This is a genomic window from Psychrobacillus sp. OK028, from assembly GCF_900103605.1.
Taxonomy (GTDB): domain Bacteria; phylum Bacillota; class Bacilli; order Bacillales_A; family Planococcaceae; genus Psychrobacillus.
The window spans coordinates 129,339-154,090 of the sequence record NZ_FNHY01000009.1; the positions used below are offsets into that span (position 1 = coordinate 129,339).

At 30.3% G+C, this 24,752-nt stretch carries 18 protein-coding genes; 1 reads left to right on the forward strand and 17 read right to left on the reverse strand.

All coding sequences use genetic code 11. The features are described from left to right. Positions 1-17: 17 nt before the first annotated feature. Complete coding sequence (locus BLR36_RS15450) at positions 18-1,463, reverse strand: SIR2 family protein (protein WP_093062640.1); 1,446 nt, start codon at positions 1,461-1,463, stop codon at positions 18-20. 386 nt (positions 1,464-1,849) lie between these two features. On the opposite strand from BLR36_RS15450, the gene BLR36_RS15455 reads away from it, so the two are divergent. Then, the gene (locus BLR36_RS15455) at positions 1,850-2,758 is read left to right on the forward strand and encodes a hypothetical protein (RefSeq protein WP_093062641.1); all 909 of its coding nucleotides are present in this window, start codon (positions 1,850-1,852) and stop codon (positions 2,756-2,758) included. A 526-nt stretch (positions 2,759-3,284) separates the two neighbouring features. Here BLR36_RS15455 and BLR36_RS15460 read toward each other — a convergent pair. From BLR36_RS15460 to BLR36_RS15535, 16 genes are all read right to left on the reverse strand, one after another. Next, positions 3,285-4,046 carry a hypothetical protein gene (locus tag BLR36_RS15460; RefSeq protein WP_093062642.1) on the reverse strand — a complete coding sequence of 254 codons (762 nt, stop codon included), beginning with the start codon at positions 4,044-4,046 and terminating at the stop codon, positions 3,285-3,287. Positions 4,047-5,217: 1,171 nt separating this feature from the next. Then, a complete protein-coding gene (locus tag BLR36_RS15465) occupies positions 5,218-6,237 on the reverse strand; it encodes a hypothetical protein (RefSeq protein WP_093062643.1) in 1,020 nt (339 codons plus the stop codon). A gap of 163 nt (positions 6,238-6,400) precedes the next feature. Further along, entirely contained in the window at positions 6,401-6,685 is a 285-nt protein-coding gene (locus tag BLR36_RS19080; RefSeq protein ID WP_371326737.1) for a tyrosine-type recombinase/integrase, read from the reverse strand. A 791-nt stretch (positions 6,686-7,476) separates the two neighbouring features. Beyond that, complete coding sequence (locus BLR36_RS15475; RefSeq protein WP_093062644.1) at positions 7,477-7,683, reverse strand: hypothetical protein; 207 nt, start codon at positions 7,681-7,683, stop codon at positions 7,477-7,479. Between the two features lie 391 nt (positions 7,684-8,074). Next, positions 8,075-9,223 (reverse strand): reverse transcriptase family protein, encoded by a 1,149-nt coding sequence (locus tag BLR36_RS15480; protein ID WP_175454098.1) that lies wholly within the window; start codon positions 9,221-9,223, stop codon positions 8,075-8,077. Positions 9,224-9,385: 162 nt separating this feature from the next. Then, complete coding sequence (locus BLR36_RS15485; protein ID WP_093062646.1) at positions 9,386-10,690, reverse strand: phosphoribosyltransferase-like protein; 1,305 nt, start codon at positions 10,688-10,690, stop codon at positions 9,386-9,388. 947 nt (positions 10,691-11,637) lie between these two features. Further along, positions 11,638-13,443, reverse strand: a complete 1,806-nt coding sequence (locus tag BLR36_RS15490) for a recombinase family protein (protein ID WP_093062647.1) — start codon at positions 13,441-13,443, stop codon at positions 11,638-11,640. Positions 13,444-13,446: 3 nt separating this feature from the next. Next, positions 13,447-13,794 (reverse strand): hypothetical protein, encoded by a 348-nt coding sequence (locus tag BLR36_RS15495; protein ID WP_093062648.1) that lies wholly within the window; start codon positions 13,792-13,794, stop codon positions 13,447-13,449. Between the two features lie 217 nt (positions 13,795-14,011). Continuing rightward, positions 14,012-14,404: a hypothetical protein gene (locus BLR36_RS15500; protein ID WP_093062649.1), complete on the reverse strand. Its 393-nt coding sequence runs from the start codon at positions 14,402-14,404 to the stop codon at positions 14,012-14,014. A 265-nt stretch (positions 14,405-14,669) separates the two neighbouring features. Beyond that, positions 14,670-16,034, reverse strand: coding sequence for a serine/threonine protein kinase (locus tag BLR36_RS15505; protein ID WP_139185107.1), 1,365 nt, complete (start codon positions 16,032-16,034; stop codon positions 14,670-14,672). Between the two features lie 518 nt (positions 16,035-16,552). Next, on the reverse strand, positions 16,553-18,031 hold the full coding sequence (locus BLR36_RS15510; protein WP_093062651.1) for a DNA primase family protein: 1,479 nt from the start codon (positions 18,029-18,031) through the stop codon (positions 16,553-16,555). Between the two features lie 305 nt (positions 18,032-18,336). Beyond that, the gene (locus tag BLR36_RS15515; protein ID WP_093062652.1) at positions 18,337-18,627 is read right to left on the reverse strand and encodes a hypothetical protein; all 291 of its coding nucleotides are present in this window, start codon (positions 18,625-18,627) and stop codon (positions 18,337-18,339) included. Positions 18,628-18,927: 300 nt separating this feature from the next. Next, the gene (locus BLR36_RS15520; protein ID WP_093062653.1) at positions 18,928-19,569 is read right to left on the reverse strand and encodes a hypothetical protein; all 642 of its coding nucleotides are present in this window, start codon (positions 19,567-19,569) and stop codon (positions 18,928-18,930) included. Positions 19,570-19,774: 205 nt separating this feature from the next. Continuing rightward, on the reverse strand, positions 19,775-20,605 hold the full coding sequence (locus BLR36_RS15525) for a tyrosine-type recombinase/integrase (RefSeq protein ID WP_093062654.1): 831 nt from the start codon (positions 20,603-20,605) through the stop codon (positions 19,775-19,777). 888 nt (positions 20,606-21,493) lie between these two features. Next, positions 21,494-22,771, reverse strand: a complete 1,278-nt coding sequence (locus BLR36_RS15530; RefSeq protein WP_093062655.1) for a hypothetical protein — start codon at positions 22,769-22,771, stop codon at positions 21,494-21,496. A 26-nt stretch (positions 22,772-22,797) separates the two neighbouring features. Continuing rightward, complete coding sequence (locus tag BLR36_RS15535) at positions 22,798-24,657, reverse strand: AAA family ATPase (RefSeq protein ID WP_093062656.1); 1,860 nt, start codon at positions 24,655-24,657, stop codon at positions 22,798-22,800. Positions 24,658-24,752: the final 95 nt, after the last annotated feature.

Below are 24,752 nucleotides of genomic sequence, written 5' to 3' on the forward strand. Positions count from 1 at the left end.
GGATATAACTTTGGGTATCAGTGCTTTGCCAAATGATTAATGATTTTTACTATTATTTCAATTAGTTCTTCTGGAGACTTGCTTTCATCCCCCAAATCGGTATACAAAGGTTTTAATTCTTCAACCCCAACATACTTTTCAAAATTGTTTATTACCTTTTCCCATAAAGCTTTAGAAGTAAAACCAGTTGCCCCTACTGGGATAGGGATGACTCCATTTTCTATAGAAATATTAAATTCTTCTTCCATTCCATTAGCAGCGATTACCTCTTTGGTTTCAGTATTGATCTTGTTTCCAAATATAAAGACAGCAATACCAACATTTGAAAGCATTTCTTCTCGATATTTAGTCCATAATTCAGCTATGGGAACTTGTCCTGTTGTAATCTGCGGAAATGGTCTACACTTTAACCTTTCTTCTACCTTGTTTTTTTGACTTGAATAGAGTTCTTCTAATGCACCTGAAATGATGCAACTTCCTATACCCAAGCCAAATCCAGAGACAATATTATTATTATTTTTTATAAGATTTTTACTTAATGATGTACTAAACTCAAAAGTCTTCTTTTCAGCCCATTCGCCATAATCACTTGCACTTCCGGATAAAAAAATGTTTTTTCTTATTACCAGTGAAGCAATATGTTGGAGAATTTCTGTTATATCAGGATAATCATCAACTAAAAGAACCTTAATACCGTAACGCATTAGATCTTTAATTTTTAAATCTTGCTTAATCTGGGCGTAATGGTACTCTTTTTCATTATTTTTAAAATCATTTATATTTACCTTTTTCATAAAGCAATAGTGAGTTCTTGTATTTTCATTCAATAGTATTCTAATCCTACTAAGAATTTGAGATAAATTAGGGTCATCAAAACTAAACCCTATAAATAAAAATGTTTTAGAAACTAAATCCCCCCGTAGCGCTGTACTAAATAATTGCCTTTTTTGATCATACCCCTCATAATCATCCCTGGTTAAAACTGCTTCATGAGGTAAAGTACTATCCCCATGCATTTTATAAACAGTTGCATCACTTCCTGGTACTGTATAACTTAAATTTTGAGGTGTTATTTTTTTGTCTACCTTCTTTCCAACAGCATCTAAATTGGATTCAATTAAATGGTCATAATTTGTCGTCCAATACGTATCTATAGGTAGTTGTGATAAAATTGTATGATTATGAGAAGTAGTTACACTTTTTGTGAATTCTTCAATCAAAATTTGGTTTATTTTACCTCTCCCTTGAAACTCGTTAACATGATATTGAGCTAAGGCTATTAAATCTACTTCCTGGTCAATATCCAGTTGTATATCTTCTGCAATTCCTCTTAACAGTTCTTTCCAGTCTACATAACCAGCTGGACGTGAGAGACCCGCACCAGCAAATATCGCTGCATTTGAGTCATGAATTGCCTTTACATAAGTTCTTAAAAACTCCTTAATACTAGGACTATATATCAAATTTTAACAACCTTTCTTTGTATAGGATTAATATATTAAGATAGTGAAATCGTAAAATTTTTATTTATTGTTTCTAACACCTCCATGTAGAATAATAAGTGTCTATTTATTATTCTACGATCATTTTTATCCCTCTTCATTCAAATTCATTTGATAGGGTTTCGAGATTTTACAACTTCGCCCTTCTTAATGATAATTCTCTCTTTTTAGTATATACGTAGCTACTAGTAAAAAGGTTTCGAATTAATAGAATTATACAACTTAAACACTAACCATAGTTCTAGCTGGATGATGAACTGTGAAGCAAACATGTGCAATTGTAACTACATAAATGGTTGGCATTATTTTCCGATTACATTATACTGAATATTAAAGGGGCTAACAATTTGAATAATAATTATGCAATTAACAAAAGTGAAATTGATAATTTCTTAGAAGATAATATAAGTAAGTATCTTGACACCTTAATCAAGTCATTTGAGGGCAACAACTATAACCATTTTCAGTCTTCGGATATCAAGTCTGATTCTATAAGAGCACTTTTAATTGGCATTAGAAAAATTTTACATACAGAAGAAATTGAGCAAATTAAAACTAGGGTCACTTTTCAGGAAAACAAAATAGATATTAAAGATGCAATAAAAAATTTAGATTTAAATGATGTACCAAAATTCGAAAAAGAAATTGACAATGAACGCATAGTCATTGGATATGTATTAAGACTAATTGTTTCGAGACTTCTACTACAAGTAAATATATTAATTTCCACGATTAGAGAAAATGAAGTTAATGATAGATACGATGTATTTTTATCTCACTGTAGTTGGGATGCCAAAGAAGTATTAGGACTAAAATTAATGTTAGAGGATCAAAACAATTTAAAAGTATATGTAGATTGGATTGATGACAAACAAGCAAATTATCCTCGTGCTATACAAAAAATAATTGAAGTTATTTACGATGTATTAGGATTTCAATTGATTTTTCTAGACAATGATATTGATAATGAACTAAGGAAGATTGAAATAAAAAGCAATAATAGTGAGCAACATATTAGCAACTTAATATTAAAAAGACTAACAATATCTGACTCATTAATGTACGTTCAAAGTAGACATTACGATCACTCTAGATGGATGCCATGGGAGCTTGGAATCGCAGAAGCACAGGATATGAAAATTTTCAGAATACCTATTAAATATATTCGGAAACGTCCTGACTTTGGTAAGTATAGTGGATTCTTAATACGCTATAACTCAATAATTGATGCGATTGGGAGGGTTAAGTCTATCTGATAATAATCTAAGTAATAATCTGAATTCTTATCTATAATGATGATGACATATTTTTAACTGTTTGCTATTCTATTTATAAGTGCCGAGGTGTCACCCTTTAATCGGGTGTGAATGTAGGATTTTTAGGGGCGGTTATTCGCTAGTGGTGTAGGCACGGAGTAAATATGAAAAAAATCTGTAATTCTTCTTTACTAGTCTTTTTGCTTTGTTTTTTGTAACGATGATGGTGGTTTGAATACATTTGTATTCTGTTTATTCTAGAAAGCCAGCTTGTATCAGCTACTCAGCATCTTCTGGCAATTTTGACCTTACGCTTTCTTCTATGGAGTCGTGTCAAGAAGGAAACACCAAAAAGTAAGGAAAAAAGCTCTAACTTTAAGGGTCACTACCTTCCCCCTCCTAAGGGGATTTTTCTATTTTGGGGATGTCTGAAAAACTGGATAATTTGCTGCCTCCCACTTTTTCCAAACCGGTCTTCACCACTTACTTCTTTGTGCCACTCTTTGATGCTTGAATACCTTTATCTCTATCGCTCATATTTTAATTGCAAATCTCCAAATAATAGTTTATTTAAAAATGATAATCTCGATTTTGCATCTTCAATTTCTTTGGCTGTTAATTCAGTTAATATAACAAAGACATCAATACCTTCAAAAAAATTCAAAGCAAGTGTTTGAGTCTTAAAATCATCAAATGGACTAAACTGATAAGAAAAAACTTCTTTATTTTCACCTTTTACTTCAGTATTCCAATGCCGTCTTTCGATTTCTATTATTTCAGACGATCTAATATTATATTCTGTACCGTCTGGATCTTCCATATGATTAAATAATTTCGAGACAATAGTCAGTTCCCCTTTAAATGATTTACTATTCTCATAATAATACAGTCCTCGTGCTATAGATTCAAATGAGTGATTTAATTTTTGTGTATCTACATTAACCCATAGTACAGGAAATTCTTTGTCGTTGATTCTAATAACATCGCTATTTTCGATATCTAGTAATTTCCTATTCCGCTTTCTACTTCTATCAATTTTAGTAAGTGTCTGTATATAAGCTAAACCATTATTCCCCACTCTCCCCGACAATGTTACCATCAAATATTCATCTAAGTTTGATTTTTGCATATTATGTTCGTCACATGACGGAACAGTAATTAAATGTTCTCTAAAAGTTTTATTAAATACTCGTTTCACATCTTTATCTTCTGGAAATAAGCATCTAGGTGGTACGTGTTCCATTGAATTTGCTTCATTTTCACACCAATAACAATTTTGAATTACCATTACTTCACCCTCAATTCTCTTACTTAGGCTCCATCAAATACACTATCATATCCTCATATACATCTGAACTTCTATAACTAAGATTAATAAGTTCATCTAATATTACATCTTTTATTATTCGCATTATTCAATTTGTTTGAGAAATTCAATATCAACTCAATCCTGATACAATGTTTTTATAATTTTTCATATGTGTGTTTGATTTAATATAGTTAAGTTTAACTGATTCGCCATTACCTACAGAAATAGATTTTTCGGTAGGAGGAGTTAAACCTGGGATCAATCGACTCACTACTCTAGTCTATAAACCACATGTTTGGAATCATTGGTTCTGATTCAGAATCAATTATCTGTTTAACATTATATAAAATTGATTTAGTATTCTCATCATTTAATCTGTAACCAATAGAAATAATTGGATGTTCCGTAAAATATGTAAATAACTTAGCAACTAAATAAATTTGTTTTCCAAAAAAATTGTCGTAAACCTTTTTTCAATGACTATGTCATTACTATCTTCAACTGAATCATGAATTTTTAATCAGTAGACTTTTTGGTATATATTACTTGTTGTCCAATAACTGGTTCATATTTTGGGAGCAATTGCTCCAGAAAAGTATCATATTTTGTAGTAATAATTGCGGGTTCAATAATTTTCTAAATAAATTGATCTCACCAGAATATTCATTTGTATCAGAGTCAAAGGACTCCATTAACTCCTTTAACAAAGATGATATTGTATATTTTCAAGTAAATATTCTTCGATGGTTTGAAGAACAATGATGGTGGAAATAAATCCTCAACAGCACGGTTTTTCCAAGCAAAATCACGATATTAGCCGACTAATTGTGAAGCAATTTCAGTATAATCACCATCATGTTCTTGAACAAAATACTCAATTGGCACACCAATTTCTGGATTATTTTTAATTAGTTGTTTCAGCAGACCATACCAACTTGGAGAATTAATGATCTTTGTGAAAAGCCTGAACCGAAAAAAATGAGTCTGCTTTTAATTTCGCTTAGATGTTGTTTCATATTTTTCAATGAACTGTCTAAATACGACTCGTAAAGAATAATGCTGCAACAGATGCAGAGTATTAAACCTAATAGGAGCCGAAAAATTAAGAGTAATTTAACATAAAACCTATTTTTTTATTCAATAACTGTAATTATAACCTGTTATGGTATAGTAGGTTTCTCTGTCTTTTTTTTGATAAGTTCTCAACATCTGATAAATAACTTATTGCTCTATGATTTCTCCTTAGATCATTGACATTACCATAAGCACTTCTGACACCACTTATTACACCAATTCCTAGAACTTCCCTTAAAAAGTCTATATGTGGTGCATCTCCACTAATCAATTGGTATATTCCTAATACCGATCCGCTCCCCACAATAAATTGCCCAGCAATTTCACTTAAATATTCACGCTTAGCATCAAATAAGTTTTTCTTTATATGTAACATGTCATTTTCAGAAAGATTAACATCATTAAGCTGATTCATTTTCTCTATAGCATTATGAAACTCATCTAAATTCCGACGATTTCGTGGGTTATTTCTAAAATCTATTATTCTTCCAATATCAATTTCTTCTAAATGCTTAGGTAACTTTATTTCCAGTTCGTTAGATAAAGTTTTATACCTCTGAGAATTCCTATATTCACCTTTTATACTTTGATTAATTTTGCTAAAATTAACTGGCATTTTTTTATCAGTTATAGTAGGTATATTACGTTCCTCAGCAATAACATTAGCTAATAAAGTCATATATACTCCAGCTAATTCCCCATTCATATTTAAGCCATTCTCTGTTGGAGTTGCCCATTCATTTGATAACAGCATATCCTTCAATAGATATGACATTTTACCATCATATATTTCCCAATCATTTTGGTTTCGTTGCTTCAAATTACCTCTTAAATCTCTACTGCTATACAGTGGATTATTAGCAATCTTAGAAATTTCTTCGCCCAAACTATCTGCAGCAAAACTCACTTCATTTTGAGTAGGAGAATGACTACCCAATAAATCTGTCTCATTTAATACAAGACTATGAAGACTCGAAAGATTAAAATTAGCTTCCATAGGTATAATAGTTACGACTTGACCTAAATACAGTAAAGCAAATTTTAACCACTTTTCATCTTCAACAAAGAAACTAGGATAATATAACGTCTCTCTCATATTTTCACCTCTTTAAAATTAAGTATTAACTATTCTAAATATTAACATAAAATTACTTTAATATAAATTTTTATTACATTAAGCCGGTTTTTAAAGATTAGTGCGAAAATGACTGCCTATGTTTTAAACCAACTAAATTTAATCTAAAACATAGTCTCCCTTCTTATTGATCCATATTACTATACTCTATCAAATCCTTCGCCACTTCTTCCACATCCAAATTTAAGTATTGTGTTGTTACAGCTAAGTCAGAATGAACGAGTGCTTTTGATATTATTGCAATGCTTGCTCCTACGTCTAGTAGCCTCTTAGCATACCCTCTGCGTATTGCATGTGGATTAATGTTTTCCAAGCCGAATCGTTTCGAATATTTATTTAGTTGTTTAGAAATAGCTTTATTTGACGTTTTACTATTATTAATCGGTAAGCCTTTCTGAGTAATAATGATATTTGTGTTCTCCGTATTGTAGTAGCTTCAAATTTTATCATTTTGCTTAATCAACACTTTAAGTTCAGCTAATTCTTGGATCGATTGGTAGTTTTTAAGAACTTATGATTCTTCAAAATAGAGCCGCCTAGGTTTAATGAAAGGTTTTCGTATTCAATATGTCTTTCTTTCAATTAGCCTAATGTTTGAATACGAATACCAGTCTTATAAATTGTCAGTGTCTCGAAAGCCGATGAACGTGTTTTGGTCAATAAGTTCAATAAGCTTTTCAATATCATTTGATTTAGCAACCTTTTTGACTTGCTTATCAATTTTGATATTAATAGTACTCCAGAACTTTTGTTTCATCCAATCGTTATTATGAAATTTGCTTAATACAACTTTAATTGATTTTAGACGTATTAATTTTGTCTTTTGAGCTACCTCTTATGAACCTAAGTATTCATAAATACTATCAGCTGTAATGTCCTCTACATATTCCAGTTTATTGAACCGTACGAACCAATTGAAAATATAGCCGTAGCCTCTCTATTTGTTCTGATTCTCTTTCCTGCGATTCGCATTTGCTGATAAATGGTTTCTAATGCTTGGAAATTGTTATACCGTATATTTTGACTGCTTTTTTCTTTGTAGAAATATTAACTTCTTCTGTTTGAATAGAAAAATACCATAACCATTGTTATGAAACTTACTTAAAACAGTCTTAATCGATTTTAGCCGAATTAAATTCGACTGTTGTGCTACCTCTAAAGATTCTGAGTACTCATAAATGCTATCTGCTGTAATATCCTCTACATATTCATTGAACTGTACGAACTGAAAAAAATATAATCATAGCTTTCAATTGTTCTGATTCGATTTCTTGCTATCCTCATCTGCTGATAAATTGCTTCTAGTGCGTGTGGAATTGTTATACCGCTTCTTATGACAGCTTTTTTCTTTGTAGAAGTATTAACTTCTTCTGATTGAATGGAAAAAATACTATGTTTTCTGCCCAAATAAAAAACCTCCTAATTTAAATAAATTAGAAGATCACTATCGCAAACTCGATAGGAAATTTATTAAAGAGTTTCCTCCCTAGTTCAACACGTATTCAAACTCCCTAGTTATAAAAACTGTTGTGATATGTCCCTGTGTCAGATTCAAACGTGAATTTCGCTTATTTCATGTTTGTTTGAATTAACGTGCATGTATATGATACAGGTACACTACTTTATTCAATGAAATTTCCGATGACTACTACTGAAAAGATGATAATAATTTATAAAACAAAGGCTAAAGTGGATATACTCTTAAATTAACTATTTAGTAGCTAATTTCAGTATAATCTTTGTGAATTTTTTGATTTCTATATAAAAATAGCAGACTTAAAACAAGTCTGCTTTTTATTCACGAATTCCAGTTAATTTTTTCTAAAAGTTGTAATAATTTTTCACCCTTAATAGGGTCAACCATATAACAATAATGTACTAACCCAAAATAATAAGCTTTGGTATTAGATTTAAACATTGTTTGTTTTTCTAATAAATGAGATGAAACTCCAAATTTATTCATATAGTATAATTCCTGCCTAAGATTTCTATAAAAACTTTTAGGAATAGATACTTTTTGATTTACAACTACTCCTGTTACTTTTTGTTTATGGCTATTATGAAGAATTTTAGTTTTTTCATCATTGATCCTGAAACCTTCATTTTTTATTATATCCTTGATTATTGGAAGAACCCTCTTAACTTTTCTACCGCCAGAAATGGTAATATCATCTGCATATCTACTAAAATTCAAGTTATTTTTTATACACAAAGTTGAAATTCTATAATCTAACTTCCTACAAATTAAATTTGATATATATGGGCTAGTGGGAGCACCTTGTGGTAAAGAGCCGTTATAAGTACAGACTTTTGTTAAAGTAAATGATAGGGATTTGTTATAACCAAATGACCTAAAAAGTCCATATACTCTTTGTGCCGTTATAGCAGGAAAAAAATCCCTCATATCTAATTTGGCCACAAACTCATTTCCTACATGAACCCTAGCATTGGAAATTGTAGACTTTCCAGGAACAAAACCATGAGCTGCATTATGTACATCTACTCTATACAAAATATTATCTAAAATATACCTTTGTATATATTTCAACTTTTTAGAAGGTAAATCTAGTTTTCGATAATAACTCGATTTATTATTAGTCAAATCTGTGATTACTTTATTATACCTTTTAAATTTATGTCTTACCTCATTATCATAATATACTTTAGGTAATATATATTTTTTAGATTGTCTAGTTATCCCTTTATTAGTTTCATACTTTATTTTACTTTTAGGGATATAAATTGTATGATATTGATATTTTATAGAATAATAAATTCCAAAGAACTCTTCTCTACTAATATGTAGAAGTTTTCTTAAATGTTCTAATTCAAAAATTACAGGAACATTATTATTTTTTAAATTACTAGCATATGAAATATAATTGTTAATAATATCATTATCCAATTCCATAGCTTTAAGTTCTTGTTCTAAAAGAATTAAATCCAATTCCATTCTCCCTTAAATTACAATTTACCTATAGCTTTCTAACATAGAACAATACTGTTAAGGTAATTTGTTGAGCTTCAACGAATTTCCTTAACAGAAATTATTTTATTGTTATTTAGAAACGTTTACTCCTAGAAAAGGACGACTCGCCTATCTTGAACCCTAATTTTTTTTAGAAGGAATGAAAAGGCTATCTTGATTGAACTCCTGATCAGTATATTCAAATACTTCATCATTAGATAAGTCTCTCAATGTATAGTTATAAATCTTCAAATCTTTTAACAAACTTATAGCGGAATCAGTTAATAAATGATTATATATTAACATATCTGACTCCATTAAATTCAAATGTTCCTGTAATTGTATATTATTATACCCTAATAGCCTAGATAATTCAAAAGTATCTACACTATAGTTACTTTCCTTCAAATATAATAATATTATTACCTCCTTCACATCATATGTTTCTCTCTTATCATTAGGAATATATTTCGCTAAATTATATAAAATATTATTCTTTGCCGCTACTATTCCTTTACCAAAAAAGTCAAGCTTACTTTCTTTTCTAGGAAATAATGGCCTCCAACTATGATTCTCTGTATACCAATAACTACTCAATGTATTATTTGGACAGTTTCTAAAAAAAGTAACTAATGATCCGCATTTATCAAATCCTAATGGTCTGTCACTATTAATTATATTTTTTTCGAAGTTTTCAATAGCTGGTTCATACTCATTAAAACTTTCATGTATAAAGATATTATCTGAAATATCATCATAATGAATTTGGTAGTCTGAATATCCATTATCCGAAAAGGCTTGAATAATTCTAGTTTCAGCATTTTTTGTTAAATGAAATACATATAATATTATTTTCTTATCTTTTATTAAAACAGCATTTTTTTTTAAAAAGGTTTTAACGGTTTTTCCACTTCCAGAAAAATCATCTATTAGAACCACGTTCTTCATATAAAATAATTTTTTATATGCAGTAGTTTCATTATGTAGCCTACCTTTTAATTTTTCATTTTCATATAGCAAGTTTAATGAATTTAAATTAACTACTACATTACTTTCCAAAGAATTCACTTCCAAAAATTTTGTCAAATAAAAATTCGAACTATTTTCTCGAGCAACATCTTTTTCACTTGGAATGGGGCTATAAAATGTATTAAAATCTTTTAATTTTAGTTTATTACATAATATTTCCGAATAAAAATTTTTTAAGGATTCTTCTAAACTAGATTTCGAATAATACCTATATTCGCGAATAAACTGCAATAATATATTCTTAACTTCGCTATTATCTTTTAATAATGGCTGAGCCAAAAATCTTCCAACTTTTTGTTTAAAGTTTTTGACATAATGATCTTCACAATTATATTTGATATTATTCTTTTCAATAAACATATTAACAGTTTCTTGTAAATAATCTTTACTACTTATTTCATGCATTGTATGTGTCAATTATTTTCCTCTATTCACATTAGTACTAGATAACTATCTATTTTTTCCGTTAATTAAAGATACCATTGATAAAGAATTATTTGAATTAGAACTTCTATCTCTTCAACACAACTTTAAAACAACTATAATGATGGAGAGTATGGTTAACATGATACTTATACGTATAATTTGATTGACCAAATTCCTTTTTTATGACTTTGCCAAGGGTCTTGGAAATAGCTTTTAGGGATGAATAATATTTAAATATCATAAAAATTCGAGAAATCTAGGTGTAACCATCATAGAGATAATCTAGTAACACAATGTCGTTCTTGTCATGAGGTAATGAAACCAGTGACTTAGCGATGTATATCTAAAATGTTTATGGAATTACCATAAACAAAAGATTTTCTTGCAGCATACAGTCATTTGCCTTAGCATCCTTTTTGACTTTTTATCAATCTTGATATTAATGTTACTCCAGAACTTCTTCTTCATCCAACCATTGTTATTAAACTTACTTAAAATGCCTTAATCGATTTTAGTCTGATTAATTTCGTCTATTGTGCTACCTCTAAAGATCCTAAGTACTCGTAAATGCTCTCTGCTGTAATATCCTCTAAATATTCCAGTATATTAAACTATACGTACTGATTAAAAATATAATCATAGCTTTCAATCGTCCTGAATCGGTTTCCTGCGATTCTCATCAGCTGATAAGTTGTTTCTAATGCATATGGAATTATTAAACCATTTCTATTGACTGTTTTTTTCTTTGTTGAAATGTTAACTTCTTCTGAATTAACGGAAAAATACCTGTTTTCTGCCCATACAAAAAACCTCCTAATTTGAATAAATTAGAAGGTCGTTGTCGCAAATTCGATAGGGAGCTTATTAGGAAGTTTCCTTCCTAGTTCAACACCCGTTCACACTCCATTGTAGTTAAAACCGTTGATACGATTGCATCTTTAGCAGTAAATGTATGGAGACGGCACAATGTAGTCTATACCCAAGAACAATTTCGACAAAAAGCCCATAACTGCTTGATTTACCGTTTCTTTTCGTTGTTTTTGCTTACTCTTCATTGTTTGTTTTTTGAAATTAATTATTTCATTTATAGAGGGATGATTAAACCTAAAAAAGATTTCAACTTCTGTTTCATTTTCGTTTATTCTTTTCGTTACAATTCTATCGACAACAGATTGAATGATTGCACGGATAACTTCGAAATCTAAATAAGTATAGTAGTCTTCATGTAATAGATATTCTACCTTTACGATATCGACATTGGATGGAAAGACGATGTTTTCATCGAGAGGTTCACCGAATTCATCAATCTTTCTTTTTAATAGTTCTATTTCGTCTTCGTGCTTTTGTATCTGCAAGTTATAACGAGCAAGTAAGGACTTATTGGAGAAGTCCATTTCTGCAACAATGTCGAATAAATTTTCTACTTGATCTTGTCGTTTCTTTAAATCCTTTTGGAAACTATACAACTTTTGATTCTTCGCCTTGTTCTCTTCTGCTGTTGTTTTTAAGTGATTGTCGATCTCTTTAATGATTTCGGAAGGAGTTAAAAATTTACATAATTCTTTCCAGACGATAAAATCTAACTTCTGCATGTTTAAATTATTGCTACACTTGTGCCCTTTTGGAAGTGACTTATTAGATGGACAAGAGAAGTAGTATCCGACAGTTTTACTTCGTGCAGAAGTAGTCCTATTCGATACCATTGTCTTCCCACAGTTTTTACAGAATACCATTCCTGTAAGTAAGTACTTCCCGTATGACCTTGAATCGTGGTCAATATTCTTCCTGTCGCCTTTGTTTGTATTCTTTACTCTCTTCTTCATTTGTTCTTGTACTTCGTCATATTGTTCTTTCGTGACTATTGTTGCATTGGATTCGTCTAGATTATAGATCCACAACTCCTCTTCTTTTAGTATCCCTTCTATCCGTTTTGATTCATGCCTATTCCAAACACGAGTATAATAATTGGGATTCTTCAAAATTATACTGATATTTTGAGCAGTCCAAACCTTTTTGCCCGGAGCCTTTATTTCATTCAAATGATTAGCAATTGCTGAGAATCCTTTACCTTCTACATACATATTGAAAACTAATTTGATAGTTGGAGCAGATTCTTCGTCTATTACATAAAACTTTTCATCTTTACCTTTTTCATTTAGTCGAGTTGCTAACTTGTAACCGATAGGAACTCTTCCACCTGTGTACAGTCCTTTTTTAGCCAAATCTTCGTGGATTTTCTTTACTTCCATCCCTAAGTTCATAGAATAGAATTCATCTAGTAAATCCATCATCCTGTCCATGAGCATTTCCGTTGCAGTTTGAGCAGCACCCGTCAATCCGGGTTGATCAATATAAATTATTTCTATTTTTCGCTTCCTGCACTCTCTTTTCAGGAATGCCTTCTCTTCATCGTCACGACCTAATCTATCATTCTTCGTTACTATTACATAGTCAATATCTTCATGTCGTATAGCATTTAATAGAAGCAACAGTCCAGATCTCTTCCTATGTATCATTTCTTCCCTGCTTAACTTCTTCTTTGCCCGCAAGGATTCTCTTTCCTTGTCTGAAATATGAAAGCCCGAAACAGCAGCATCCTCAAATATTTCGAGCAACTTGATATTGTTCTTATAACAATATTCCGATATCTTACTTGTTTGATGTTCAAGCGACAGCCCATCTTCTGCTTGCATAGAACTACTTACACGAGCATAACCTACTCCGATTTTTCTTTTTTCGGACATAATTTATTTACCCCCCCCACCATGTTCATTTATTATCTCAATTAGTGCTTCTTCAAAGTCTTTGTTAGTAGCATGATTTTCAATAGCATACCAATTAATTTTATTTTTGACACATGCAATGTTGAAGTAGCAGAGTTCTTCTATACCATCGAACATTTCTATGTTCCTTATTACAATTTTTTCCGCTCGTTTAACCTCTTCACTTTCGATTATTGAATAGAATTCCTCTAAGTTCTTTAAGTCTAGTATTACTATTTCACGACCATTCTCGTAAGCATAATCTCCAAGAAATTTTACTGTTTCTGTGTAGTTTTCTTCCTTTACCATTAGTCCTAAATACATTTTTTTCATAATAAAAAACTCCTCACCATTTTGAATTTAAAGACAAAATATGAACACAAAGAGAACTCAATTATAGAGTTTAAAATCCGTGTATCATAAATATATCTTTTTTCAAAACAGTAAGGAGTTTAACCGTATTTCTAATTGTTCTGCATGCAGAATCCCGTATTTCACTAGTATATTAAATCTATATTAGCACGAGATTTCAGAAAAGTCTACAGATTTATTACAATCCTAAAAAACGAATAAATTCTTTTTCATTCTTGAAATCTTCACTTTGTATGTTTTCACGGATAGTAGTGAAGTTTAATTCCCACTCACTGCATACTCTATACAAGTGTAGGAATTCTTCCTTATGTTTAAAGTCATTTTTAGAATAGACGATAACTCTGTCAAAGTTTTCGACACCTTCTGTTTGTATTAATAAATCCAACAAGCCTATGTGAGGAAGTTTTACTGTTTGGATAAAATGTTCTTGTTCCACCCCGTACTTTAATAGTAGGTGTTTCTTAATGAAATCTGCACCCACTCCAATAACTACCCCGAGATACTCCTTCTCCCATTCAAACAAATGCTCATACTTGCCAGTAAACATATCTTTTTCATTGTTTATATCCATGTAACAACACCCCTTGTATATAGTTGATAACTAGAGTGTAACGTGAATCTAATCATCTTCAATTGTTTTGTCTTTTAAAAGGAAGAAATTAAATAGAAATACTAGAGACAAAAAAAGAAGGAGCATTAAGCCCCTTTTTGTGGTTCAAATATTATAAAGAGTTACTGATCAGTGCAGATTACCATTGCTGCCATTGCAATTCCACTTATTCTTCTGTTTTTGTTTTTTCTTAATCCTAAATGTTTTACTGATTTAGTATTTTAGGTTAGTCTTCAATTGAAACTTCATCTTCCCTTTTTTTACAAGCCTCCCATACTAATTGTATTGCAGGATGTAGTTCACTCTTAGGAATTCTATCGTACAGTCTTTTGTAATCATACATATTATCTCTTAATCCTTCTGCAACAGAATACGCTACCGTTTCCTCATTCACTGTTTTTAGCAGTCTATCAAAAGTTCCCATCGCAACCCATCGATTAAGTCTCCTGCCTGCCATAAGAACGCAAATCAAAGCATCAGTCTTTATTTCTGGAGAATTTGTGTTTTGGAAAATTATCTCCATTTTCTGGGCAACTTTTTCTGCAAATTCAAATGTATAGGAACCTACTACTTCATCTATTGCTACTTTATATTTTTCCAAAACTGGTTCAAATTCAGATACCATAATGGAGGCATAGGCTTGGAGAATTCTATTAGGTATACGATGAAAAAGTTTAATATATTCATCATGATTATCAATACTGAATAGAAGTTGAAGCAACCTTAAAATATCATTCGGATCATAGGTATTGCTTTTTAACTTTTCTTCTGTAATATTGATCAATTCTTCAAAACTTCCAAATGAATCTATTTCAGGATCTATTGCTCGAACTGCATCATTTAATGCATCCAATAATAGGTCTACAGATTGGTATCTTTGATCAGGATTCTCACGAGTTGCCCTTTTAATTACATACCATATCGGAACTGGTACTGCATTAGGATTCAATACTATAGGCCTATCACCTGTTAAAAGATGATAAAGCGTTTTACCAAGTTGATAAACATCCCCTCTATGATCTAAGTTTCTTGTTCCCCCATACACCATTTGTTCCGGTGGCATATAATCATAAGTTCCTATATAAATACTTGCTCTTGTTAATACAGTAGAATCTCGATCATCAAATTTTGCCAGTCCTAAATCTGAAACAACTATGTGAGATCCTTCGTAAACTAAAGCATTATCAGGCTTAATATCTCTATGTGTATGTCCACTATAATGAACTGCATTAATACCCTTACAAATCGCTTCAAAAACTTGGATTACTTTTCCCGTATCTCCTTGTAAATCAGGAATTATTTTTGTAACTGAATGTATGGCCAGAGGCATCGTGAAGAATGGAGGATTATGGTCAACGTGTGAGTTTAATACTTTTACTACATTTTCATGCACAATATTCTCCATAATGCGTACTTCTCTTTTAAAACGTAGTAAATCTTCAGAGGATTCAGACCAGCAGTATTTCAAAGCAATAGTTTCCCCATTATGCTGATCTAATACACTTACAACTTTACCAAATCCGCCACCTCCTATTTCTTCAATCACTTTGTAACGGTTATCGATAATATCATTAGTTTTATATTCGTACATAATTCCTCTCTTCTCCCCTTTTTTGAAATTTTCACCTTTATAAACTCTCAAAATATTATGTCTATACAACAACAAACTTAATTATAACAAAATAACCAATATCCACCTAAAGTCTAGTTGCGTAAATTGAAGAGGAATTTAAATACAGAACACGTTTTATTAGAGAAGTATTGAGAAGAAAAAGGATTTTTTAAGCAGAACCGTACATAAGACAAATCTAAAAAAGCAATAACTACAACGATTAGTTAATGATATTCCTTTTTTCCTTTTTTTACTTAGAACTTTTATCTTTATGTTGGTTATTGAACTAAAGTAATTTTTTTAATATAAAACCTTCTTCAATAAAAAAGGAAAAACGGCTTAAAAGTATCTGAAATACTATACTACCCTATTAATAAAAAGTACGTTTTTTATTTCTTTAATTCGTTTCTTCTATTAATAATACCGGTTTTAAATAAATTGTCCTTTAATGACAAAAAAAGAATGCACCAATTTTGAAAGTGCATTCTCTGTAATAATTAGTTTTTTAGTTTGATTCCTCTTATGATTCTCTTACCTTTTTCTTTAATCTTATCACCATAATGACAGCCAAAATCTGTTTCAAGCATTTTAAGAACTTTATTTCTTCCAATACAATTTTTTCTTTCTATTCCTAAGACTGAAATACAATAGTTATGAAACTCTTCAACAAATTTAGTTGTAATAATACTTTCCCCATTTTCCAATGTACATTCTTCACTCACGAATTGATGTAGAGGATTACTATGTATTTTATATTCTGATATCTCATTTTCTATTGCTAAAGAATATGTAAATTGAAAATTATTATTGTATAACCTAATTAGCCCTCGCAGTGCCCACATGAATATGTAGTCTTTTTCTCTAATGAATTTCTCCATTAATTTAGTATCTAATTCTTTATCTCCTTTTGCATACTTAAATGGAATAATCATAAGACGTTTATAGAAAGCAGGACTCTTGTCACCAAAATTTTCAGGCATGCCATTAGTTGAGAATAACATTTTTGATTTAACATAAAACTTTATGGGAGACATATGTTTTCTATCTCCAAAGACTAGGTCCTCCCCTGTGAGAATTTTAATGTCATTGTCACTTGTTATTGGTTTTGTAGGAAGATCAGCATAAACATTTAACGTTTTTTGATATAATTCAGATGTATTAAAACCATTTAATTCTTGCAAGGCTACGTTACTAGTATTATCTAGGCCTACTAATTCTGTTAATAACTCTATAATTTTTGATTTACCACTATTTCCAACACCATTAAATACAAAGAATTTTTTAGCATTTACATATTGAGTTAGTGAATAACCCATAATTTCTTGTAGAACTGCTTGTATTTCTAAATCTGGCAAGGCAAAATCTAAAAATTTATGCCACTCTTTACCATGTTCTTCTTTATTTAAATCTATTTTATATTCGGTATTTATACGAATGGTTATTAGTTCTGTGGGTGTATGACCTTCTGTGAAAGTTTTAGTCTCTAAATTATATATGCCGTTTATTAAATTTATTAAATATGGTTTATTATTTACATCTCTCTCTTGCACTAGCATAGATGAGTGAAACTGCCACATGCGGTAAATATCATTAATTACAGCCGTGGTACGAATTACGGGATCTAAATTATCTTGTATAAGACCTTTTATCTCAAATTTAGTCATTTTCTTATAATAACCATTTCTATAAATATAAAATTCTTCATTCAAGACAAACCCTTTATTTTTATTTATTAATTCATCAACAAATATACCTGTGTTCACTGACTTTATTTCTCCCTTATCATAACGATAAAATCTACTTTCTTCTAATTCCATTATGTTATCAATGGATTTTCTATAATTAGATATATATTTATCTTTATTCTCCATTACCATTGCTAAACTCTCTGTTGAAATTTTTTCTTCATGGTACTCTGCTTGTTTTCCGTAAACATTATTAATATCTTTATTTTGCTCATTTGTTGAATTCGTCATTTTTATCAATCTCCTTCCAATTTGAAAGGGAGGATAATTATAAAATATTATAATGTGGTCTATTTTGGATTATATTTAGCCTACCTTTTGTTTACTTGTTCAATTATTATTTGATGTATCACTGCATTTTTCTTTTCTATGTAATAAAATAATTAATTCTATGTGTTTGTTTTTTAATAATTCACCGTTTTCTTTCTTGTTTATTATAAAATTACTCATGAGTAATTAATTCTTATACCTATTCATTGTTATCACCCCCTTCAAGTTGTACTTTAAGATATTGATTCTTCTAAAAAATAATATTTTTACTTATAACCTTCTGAGTTCATTATTAAAGTATTATATTCCCAAATATAATCTTTAAAGTTCTGGAAGTAGTAATTCATTTCTTTTTCTGTTTTGCTAGTTAATACACTTATCAATATCCCGTTAATATTTGATAATTGCTTTTCATCGAAAACCTTTTGAGTAATTAATTCAGTAATAATTGTTATATTAGCAATTTTATTTTTGGTAAATTGCAAAATTTCCTCTGCTTCCTTTATTACAGATTCTATTATTTCTTTCTGCTTAATATTTATTTTATTATTTTCCACTTTTTTTCACCTCCTTCCTTTTCGAACTTTCTCTAGTTTGTAGAAGAGAATTTCGAATTGATAAAGAACTTATATTTGTATTAAAACATAAATTTAAAAAGACGGGAAAAGTATGTTTCAACATAATTAACAAATAATCATTTTTTTTTTTAAAATGAAAGAAAGTCAACAAAAATAGGCAAAATAAAAGGCATCTCTCATAAAAAAGAGACGCCATTTTATTTACTTTGCTTTTATTTATATCCACATAGTTTTTTCTATTATCATTACTTAATATTTTTGTTCATCCCTAAAAAAATATTAAGGTGTATATGTATCTATATTTTCTACATTGATCAAATCAATATAATGAACATCAGTGTATTCTCGATAGTTTCCGTTCAACATATAAATTTTGCTGATTACCGTATCTTCGGGAACCTTAAGAATAAATACACCTTCATTTACCCCTCCAGGTGAAAGAATTCCCTCAATGTAAGTAATAAGGTGTTCACTATGTTGTACCTCTTGTACTTGCATACCACTCTCATTCTCTACAATAAAATTAGGATAATTTCTTAAATCAGAGTTTGTTTTATTCTCTACTTTCCAGTTAATTATAACAAAGTCATTTTTATTAATTTTCTCATACAATAATCTTACCTGCTGACCTGACGCGTTTTCACTGTCAGCATATCCCTTCTCTTCTTCACTCATTGGTAAGTTCTTTACAAATAGAATATTTTTAAAAGTTACTCCAATATAATCTTCTTGGTTTGGAAAAGTTTCAAGTCGAAAATCAAAAGGTTTACCAATCTGCACTACTTCTTCTTTGTATTCCCTTTCTTTTACAGTATTATTTTCTTCCTTCACATTTTCTTGCTGTGGTGTAGTTTTTTCAGTTTCTTCACACCCTGCAAATAAACTGGTAGTTAATAAGGTTAAAATCAAAATTTTTTTCATTATCCATCTTCCTATTCTGATTTAATTTTTTCTGCTATCATTTAATTAAGAATTCCCTATAATGATTGCCATTATGGGCTATATTTTAATGTTTTAATACTTTCATCCTATAACAATTTATCATCAATTTACTTAAGTTTAAAACTTCCTGAGTATTTCTACCTTTCTCCTATAAATACCTTTTTAATCTACAAACGTCAGTAAATTATTTGTTCCTAGATACCCAGATATCTTCAACAGCATTAGCCTTATCCTCTTCGGTAGGAGCAGAATATCTAAGAATCATATCCGCTGTGCTATGTCCCGTCAAAGATTGAATAATGCTTATATCTTCTCCATTCCTTACAAGGCCAGTAATAAATGTATGACGAAGGGCATGAACATTAAATCCATGTTTCTCAATTAGATGCTGAACACTCCTTACACTAATTCGTTTTCTACGGTTAGATAGAAACAATGCTTCCTCATTATCGAATCTACCATCGAGATACTTACATAGTGCTCTGCGTGCTTCTTTGTTAAGAGGTAATGTACGCTCTTTATTTCCTTTACCTTTTCTTACTGTAACGTGGCCTTTCCTATCACTAATTTCTACATCGAATATATCAAGTGACACAGCCTCCGCAACTCTTAAGCCTGTGTTCAATATAAGTTGAAGAATTGCAATGTCTCTAAGATTCCTTGATCTATCAATTTCTCTTACTAATCTATTTAACTCTATTTTACTTAATGATCTAGGTGCAATATTTTTATTATTAGTTGCTTTTATCACAGAAATATCTTCTATTGAATATTCTTTGTTTGCCCATTTACTAAATATTTTTATAGCATTCCAAATTTTATTGACGGTTGAGGCACTCTTTCTTTTACTAACTAAATAATCAATATACTGCTGTACATCACTTCTTCCATAATTAGATAAATCAGTACCGGCACCTTCTAACCAATTTGCGAACTGCTTGATCGCATGTAAATATGTTTTAATAGTTGCTTGTGATTTCCCTCTCAGTGCTTCCTCTACAAAACGATTTTGCATGTGTATCCCTCCCAAATTTTTAGTTAAAATAATTCTACGCAATTTTTTAGATTAGTTATTCTCCTAATTTGAATACTTTACCGCTAAATTATGATGTCATGATAGCGTAGAATGCCTATTCTACGCAATTATTCCACGCAATTGAAAAGAATTCTTTATAGAAATAGAAAATAAACAATGGGTATTTCTCAAATAATTTCTGTCATCATTTTAGTGATGGTGGATTTGGCTCCAGAAATTAATAAATAGGAAAATCCAAATCCCTGAATTAATAGCCATTTGAAAATACTTGATTTCAGGCGATTTTGAGCAATTTTAGTTTATTTTGACCGTTTATAATTAAATGCTGAATTAATTCGGCAATCTGCTAATTTCTTCATTATTATCGATGCACACCCTTATTTTATTTTCCTTTATAGGTCATTTTTTTCGGGAATAAATTCGGTATTTTAAGTATTACCAAAATAGATAATTTGCGGTATTTTATTTCCTACCACTACTGAACTTTACGAGCCATCCATTAGTGATGGATAGATTGTTGATTAAAAACTCTCTAGTCAAATAAGAGTTAATTTGGGACATTCAAAATCTACTCAACACATGTGAATTTTCATAACTCTTACTAATCATTAGTAAGAGTTAATAATCAGTAGTAATCGTTAATAATCAGTAGTAATCGTTAACAAGCGTTAATAATCAGTAGTAAGAATTCTTAGGATAACTAACTATATTTAATACTGGCTCAAAAGCCAAAAAAAAAAGACCCATCAGGGTCTAAAACAATTCTTTTTATTATTTGTAAATAATTCAATTATCAATAGTACCCATAACAAACTATTTAGTATATCCTTTAGGGTTATTTTACATCCATAAGGTATTGATACCATATTATCTCATTTCTTTTTTTATAATGAAATCATAAATATTTTCTAAATTACTCCAAGATGATAGATAAATTTCACTTTCTGTAACCATCTCAAGTTTTTGAATATTTGACCAACCGACTAAGATCCCATACAAATTAACATTGGGATTTTTTATACTTTCAAAGTCTTTTAAATATCCAAATAGTTTATATGCACCATCGACTAAGTATGTCCTCTTATCTGATCTTTTAACTTCGATGATGTAAAAATTCTTTTTATTTCCTTCAAGTACTTCTAGGACTAAGTCTGGTCTTCTAAGTCTGTCACTCATCCCATATAAATTCATTAACGGTCCATATTTACTATTCAAAGAGAATTCTTTTGGAATACCCTGAAAATAAATTTTCAACTCTTTATTTCCTAATGTAAATCTACTAACAAGCGTTGAACCGCCACCTATAAGAGCAATTTTCTTCTCAATCCATCCATTATCTTTTATAGTCTCAAATAATTTAAAAAGAACAGCAATTTCATACAAAGTATCTTTGTTTAGAGGCTCTAAGGTTTTTCCCTGTAATACTATGTCAAGATAATCTATCGGATTATTAACCATAAGATAATAGGTCTGAGCAACTTTTGCTAATTGAGAATACGTTTGTCCACGGACTCTTTCTGCTTGGAATATTGTTTTATGAGTAATATCATGCATATCCCCTATTTTTCTAACGAAAGGATTTTTAAGTAGTTTGTTTGTTTTAATCCCTATTCTAAAAACAGTATCTATCCATTTCTCTTTTTCTTCTAATTCCCCAAGTTTTGTTTCATCTTTCTCAAAATCGGAATTTGTTAAAGAACTGCAAATAAACATAATCCTTCGTAGTAAGAAAAGTAATAATCTGTTTTCCGGCAAATCAAAAATAGAAGATCGTTGACTGCAAACAAATATAGAAGGATCCCCACCTGCAGCATTTCGATTAGATAAAGTCTTACTCCAATTAATTTTCCCTTTAATATTACCTCTTAAAACTTTATTTTCAGTTAAGGATGTCTTTGAAAGACGTTTTAAAATGGATGGAGCGGTTTTATCTATAAACTTTTCAACTTCTTCATCTAGAATAAAATAAAGGTAACTCAACTTCTGTAAATCACTTTTAGATACATTTGCTATCCCTAAGAAAACATCTTCTGCTGATACCACACTTGAATTATGTTGTATAAATCTCCATAGGTGCTTATTTGTTTGTTTTAGTAAATGAGTATAATTTTGTTCTGACCAACAATCGTTTTTATTAGTAATCATCTTAATTACCTGCTTTAAAAAATATTCTATTCTTCTGGAACATCTTCATTTTCACTTTCTTCAAGTAATTCATTTTGTTGTTGAGTTACTATTTCTGAATCCTCTTCATCTGCACTTTCAACATTCTCTACTTGTGTTAATCTTCTATCGATATTCCTAAAAAAATTGTTTGGTAACTCAAAAAAGTCAGTTACAAATCTTTTAAATATCTCTCTTTCTTGAATTGAAAGGTATGAGACTATTTGTTGATACAAATCATTAATGTCATTATGATCTAAACCTTCATATTGAGGTATAACAGATCCACAAATCGCCTCAATTCTACTAGAATTGTTGGTAACGCTTATATATTTCATAAGTTCAATAATAATTGCTGGCCCTAATGGCTTGGGTGTCACTTCTACTAATCTATATATAAAATCTATATTCTCTTGTGTAAGATTAGTATTAGAATTAATTAGCCTTGAATAATAGGTTAAATCAGGTATTGGAATTTCAATAAATGCAAATCTCCGCATAAATGCATAAGAAAAGGCAAAAAGACTATTCTTATCAAATGTATTCATACTACCAATAACTCTCCAATTTTGACCAATATAATATGTACTAGTTGAAAAATCATAATATGAATCTCTTCTCGAATGATGTTTTATCTTTACAGGCTGATTATTAGATTCAAAAGGAAGTTCAACATTTTTTCCTGAAAGTACAGTAAATAATTGTCCGAAAGCCTTATCAATATCTGCACGATTTATCTCATCAATTATGAGCCATTTATTTTCTTTAATACTTTTAAGCACTATTCCTTCATGAAACTTAAGTTTTCCTGCTTCATTTGGATCAGGCATATATCCACCAATCGTATCAAATGTACTCCAATCATCTGTGGCTGTACTTAATATATAACCGTCAATATAATTAGTTCTTACTCCTTCTTCTGCTGCTCTTTCCGCAATAGTAGTTTTACCGGTACCCGGTGGTCCTGTAAGAATAATATTTTTCTGGATGTTTATATAGTTTTTTAAATGTTCAATAGGGCTTGTCTCCATCTCAAGAGAGCCTTTAATAACGCTTATATCTGGATTATAGACATTGGTTAATGTTTGTGGAGTATGAGTTTGTACTTCCGCATTTCCCTCTTCAACTTCATTATCTTCGAGTTGGCGCTGTCTATCCTCAAATGATATTGTTTGCTCAACTAGGTAGCGTATATCACCTTTTACATTAAGCATAAACCTTTCACCAAAAATATTAGTCAGTTCTTCCTCTTCATCAGAATAGTTATCCAATATTGCTCTTACAAGACCAACCGCCTTTTTTCCATTGAAAGAACTTAACGCTTGATTAGGTTCACCTTTTGTGGCCGGCGAAATTCCGGGTAAATTGTATGTAGTTATATAGGGAATTAAATCTTCTTTTTTTATATTCTCTTCTAATAAAATATCTACATTAATTTCAAGTTTAAAATTCCTTCCTTCATAACCAATGTCATATGGTGCTCTAAATACATGCCCAATTCCAATTAACCCAGTTTCCCACGTTACCTCCGGTTTACCTTTATCTCCCCCAAAAACGATAAAGATAATTTGATCGGCTTCTAATTCATCCCTAAATCTATTTAACTGGAGAACTTCAATTGGATTATCTATATTTGAAATAGACTCTACTGTTGTAGAATTGCCCGTTTTAATACTATAAAACACTAGATCCTCTAGTTCTTCTTCAGATAACGGCAACTGATCCAAATCCTCCACAGTTGATTCTTCCCCAAATAAGTCATCATCTAAAATATGTGTAGTTTGAGTGGGTGCTCTTGGTACTCTGGCTTCAACTTGATCAACATCAAATAACGATAGTGGTATATTATCTTCTTCTCTATCAGACACTATATTATCCTCCTATTTATAAATATTTATTATTTGTTCCGAATTCTACCAATTAAATTATATCAAATGACAAGCATAAAAAATAGGACCTTTTA

Coding starts and splice junctions, on each gene's coding strand:
- BLR36_RS15510 (WP_093062651.1), bottom strand. CDS start 18,031: ATGACGAATTCAACAAATGAGCAAAATAAAGATATTAATAATGTTTAC.
- BLR36_RS15520 (WP_093062653.1), bottom strand. CDS start 19,569: ATGAAAAAAATTTTGATTTTAACCTTATTAACTACCAGTTTATTTGCA.
- BLR36_RS15495 (WP_093062648.1), bottom strand. CDS start 13,794: ATGAAAAAAATGTATTTAGGACTAATGGTAAAGGAAGAAAACTACACA.
- BLR36_RS15525 (WP_093062654.1), bottom strand. CDS start 20,605: ATGCAAAATCGTTTTGTAGAGGAAGCACTGAGAGGGAAATCACAAGCA.
- BLR36_RS15530 (WP_093062655.1), bottom strand. CDS start 22,771: ATGATTACTAATAAAAACGATTGTTGGTCAGAACAAAATTATACTCAT.
- BLR36_RS15460 (WP_093062642.1), bottom strand. CDS start 4,046: ATGGTAATTCAAAATTGTTATTGGTGTGAAAATGAAGCAAATTCAATG.
- BLR36_RS15465 (WP_093062643.1), bottom strand. CDS start 6,237: ATGAGAGAGACGTTATATTATCCTAGTTTCTTTGTTGAAGATGAAAAG.
- BLR36_RS15505 (WP_139185107.1), bottom strand. CDS start 16,034: ATGTACGAATATAAAACTAATGATATTATCGATAACCGTTACAAAGTG.
- BLR36_RS15490 (WP_093062647.1), bottom strand. CDS start 13,443: ATGTCCGAAAAAAGAAAAATCGGAGTAGGTTATGCTCGTGTAAGTAGT.
- BLR36_RS15500 (WP_093062649.1), bottom strand. CDS start 14,404: ATGGATATAAACAATGAAAAAGATATGTTTACTGGCAAGTATGAGCAT.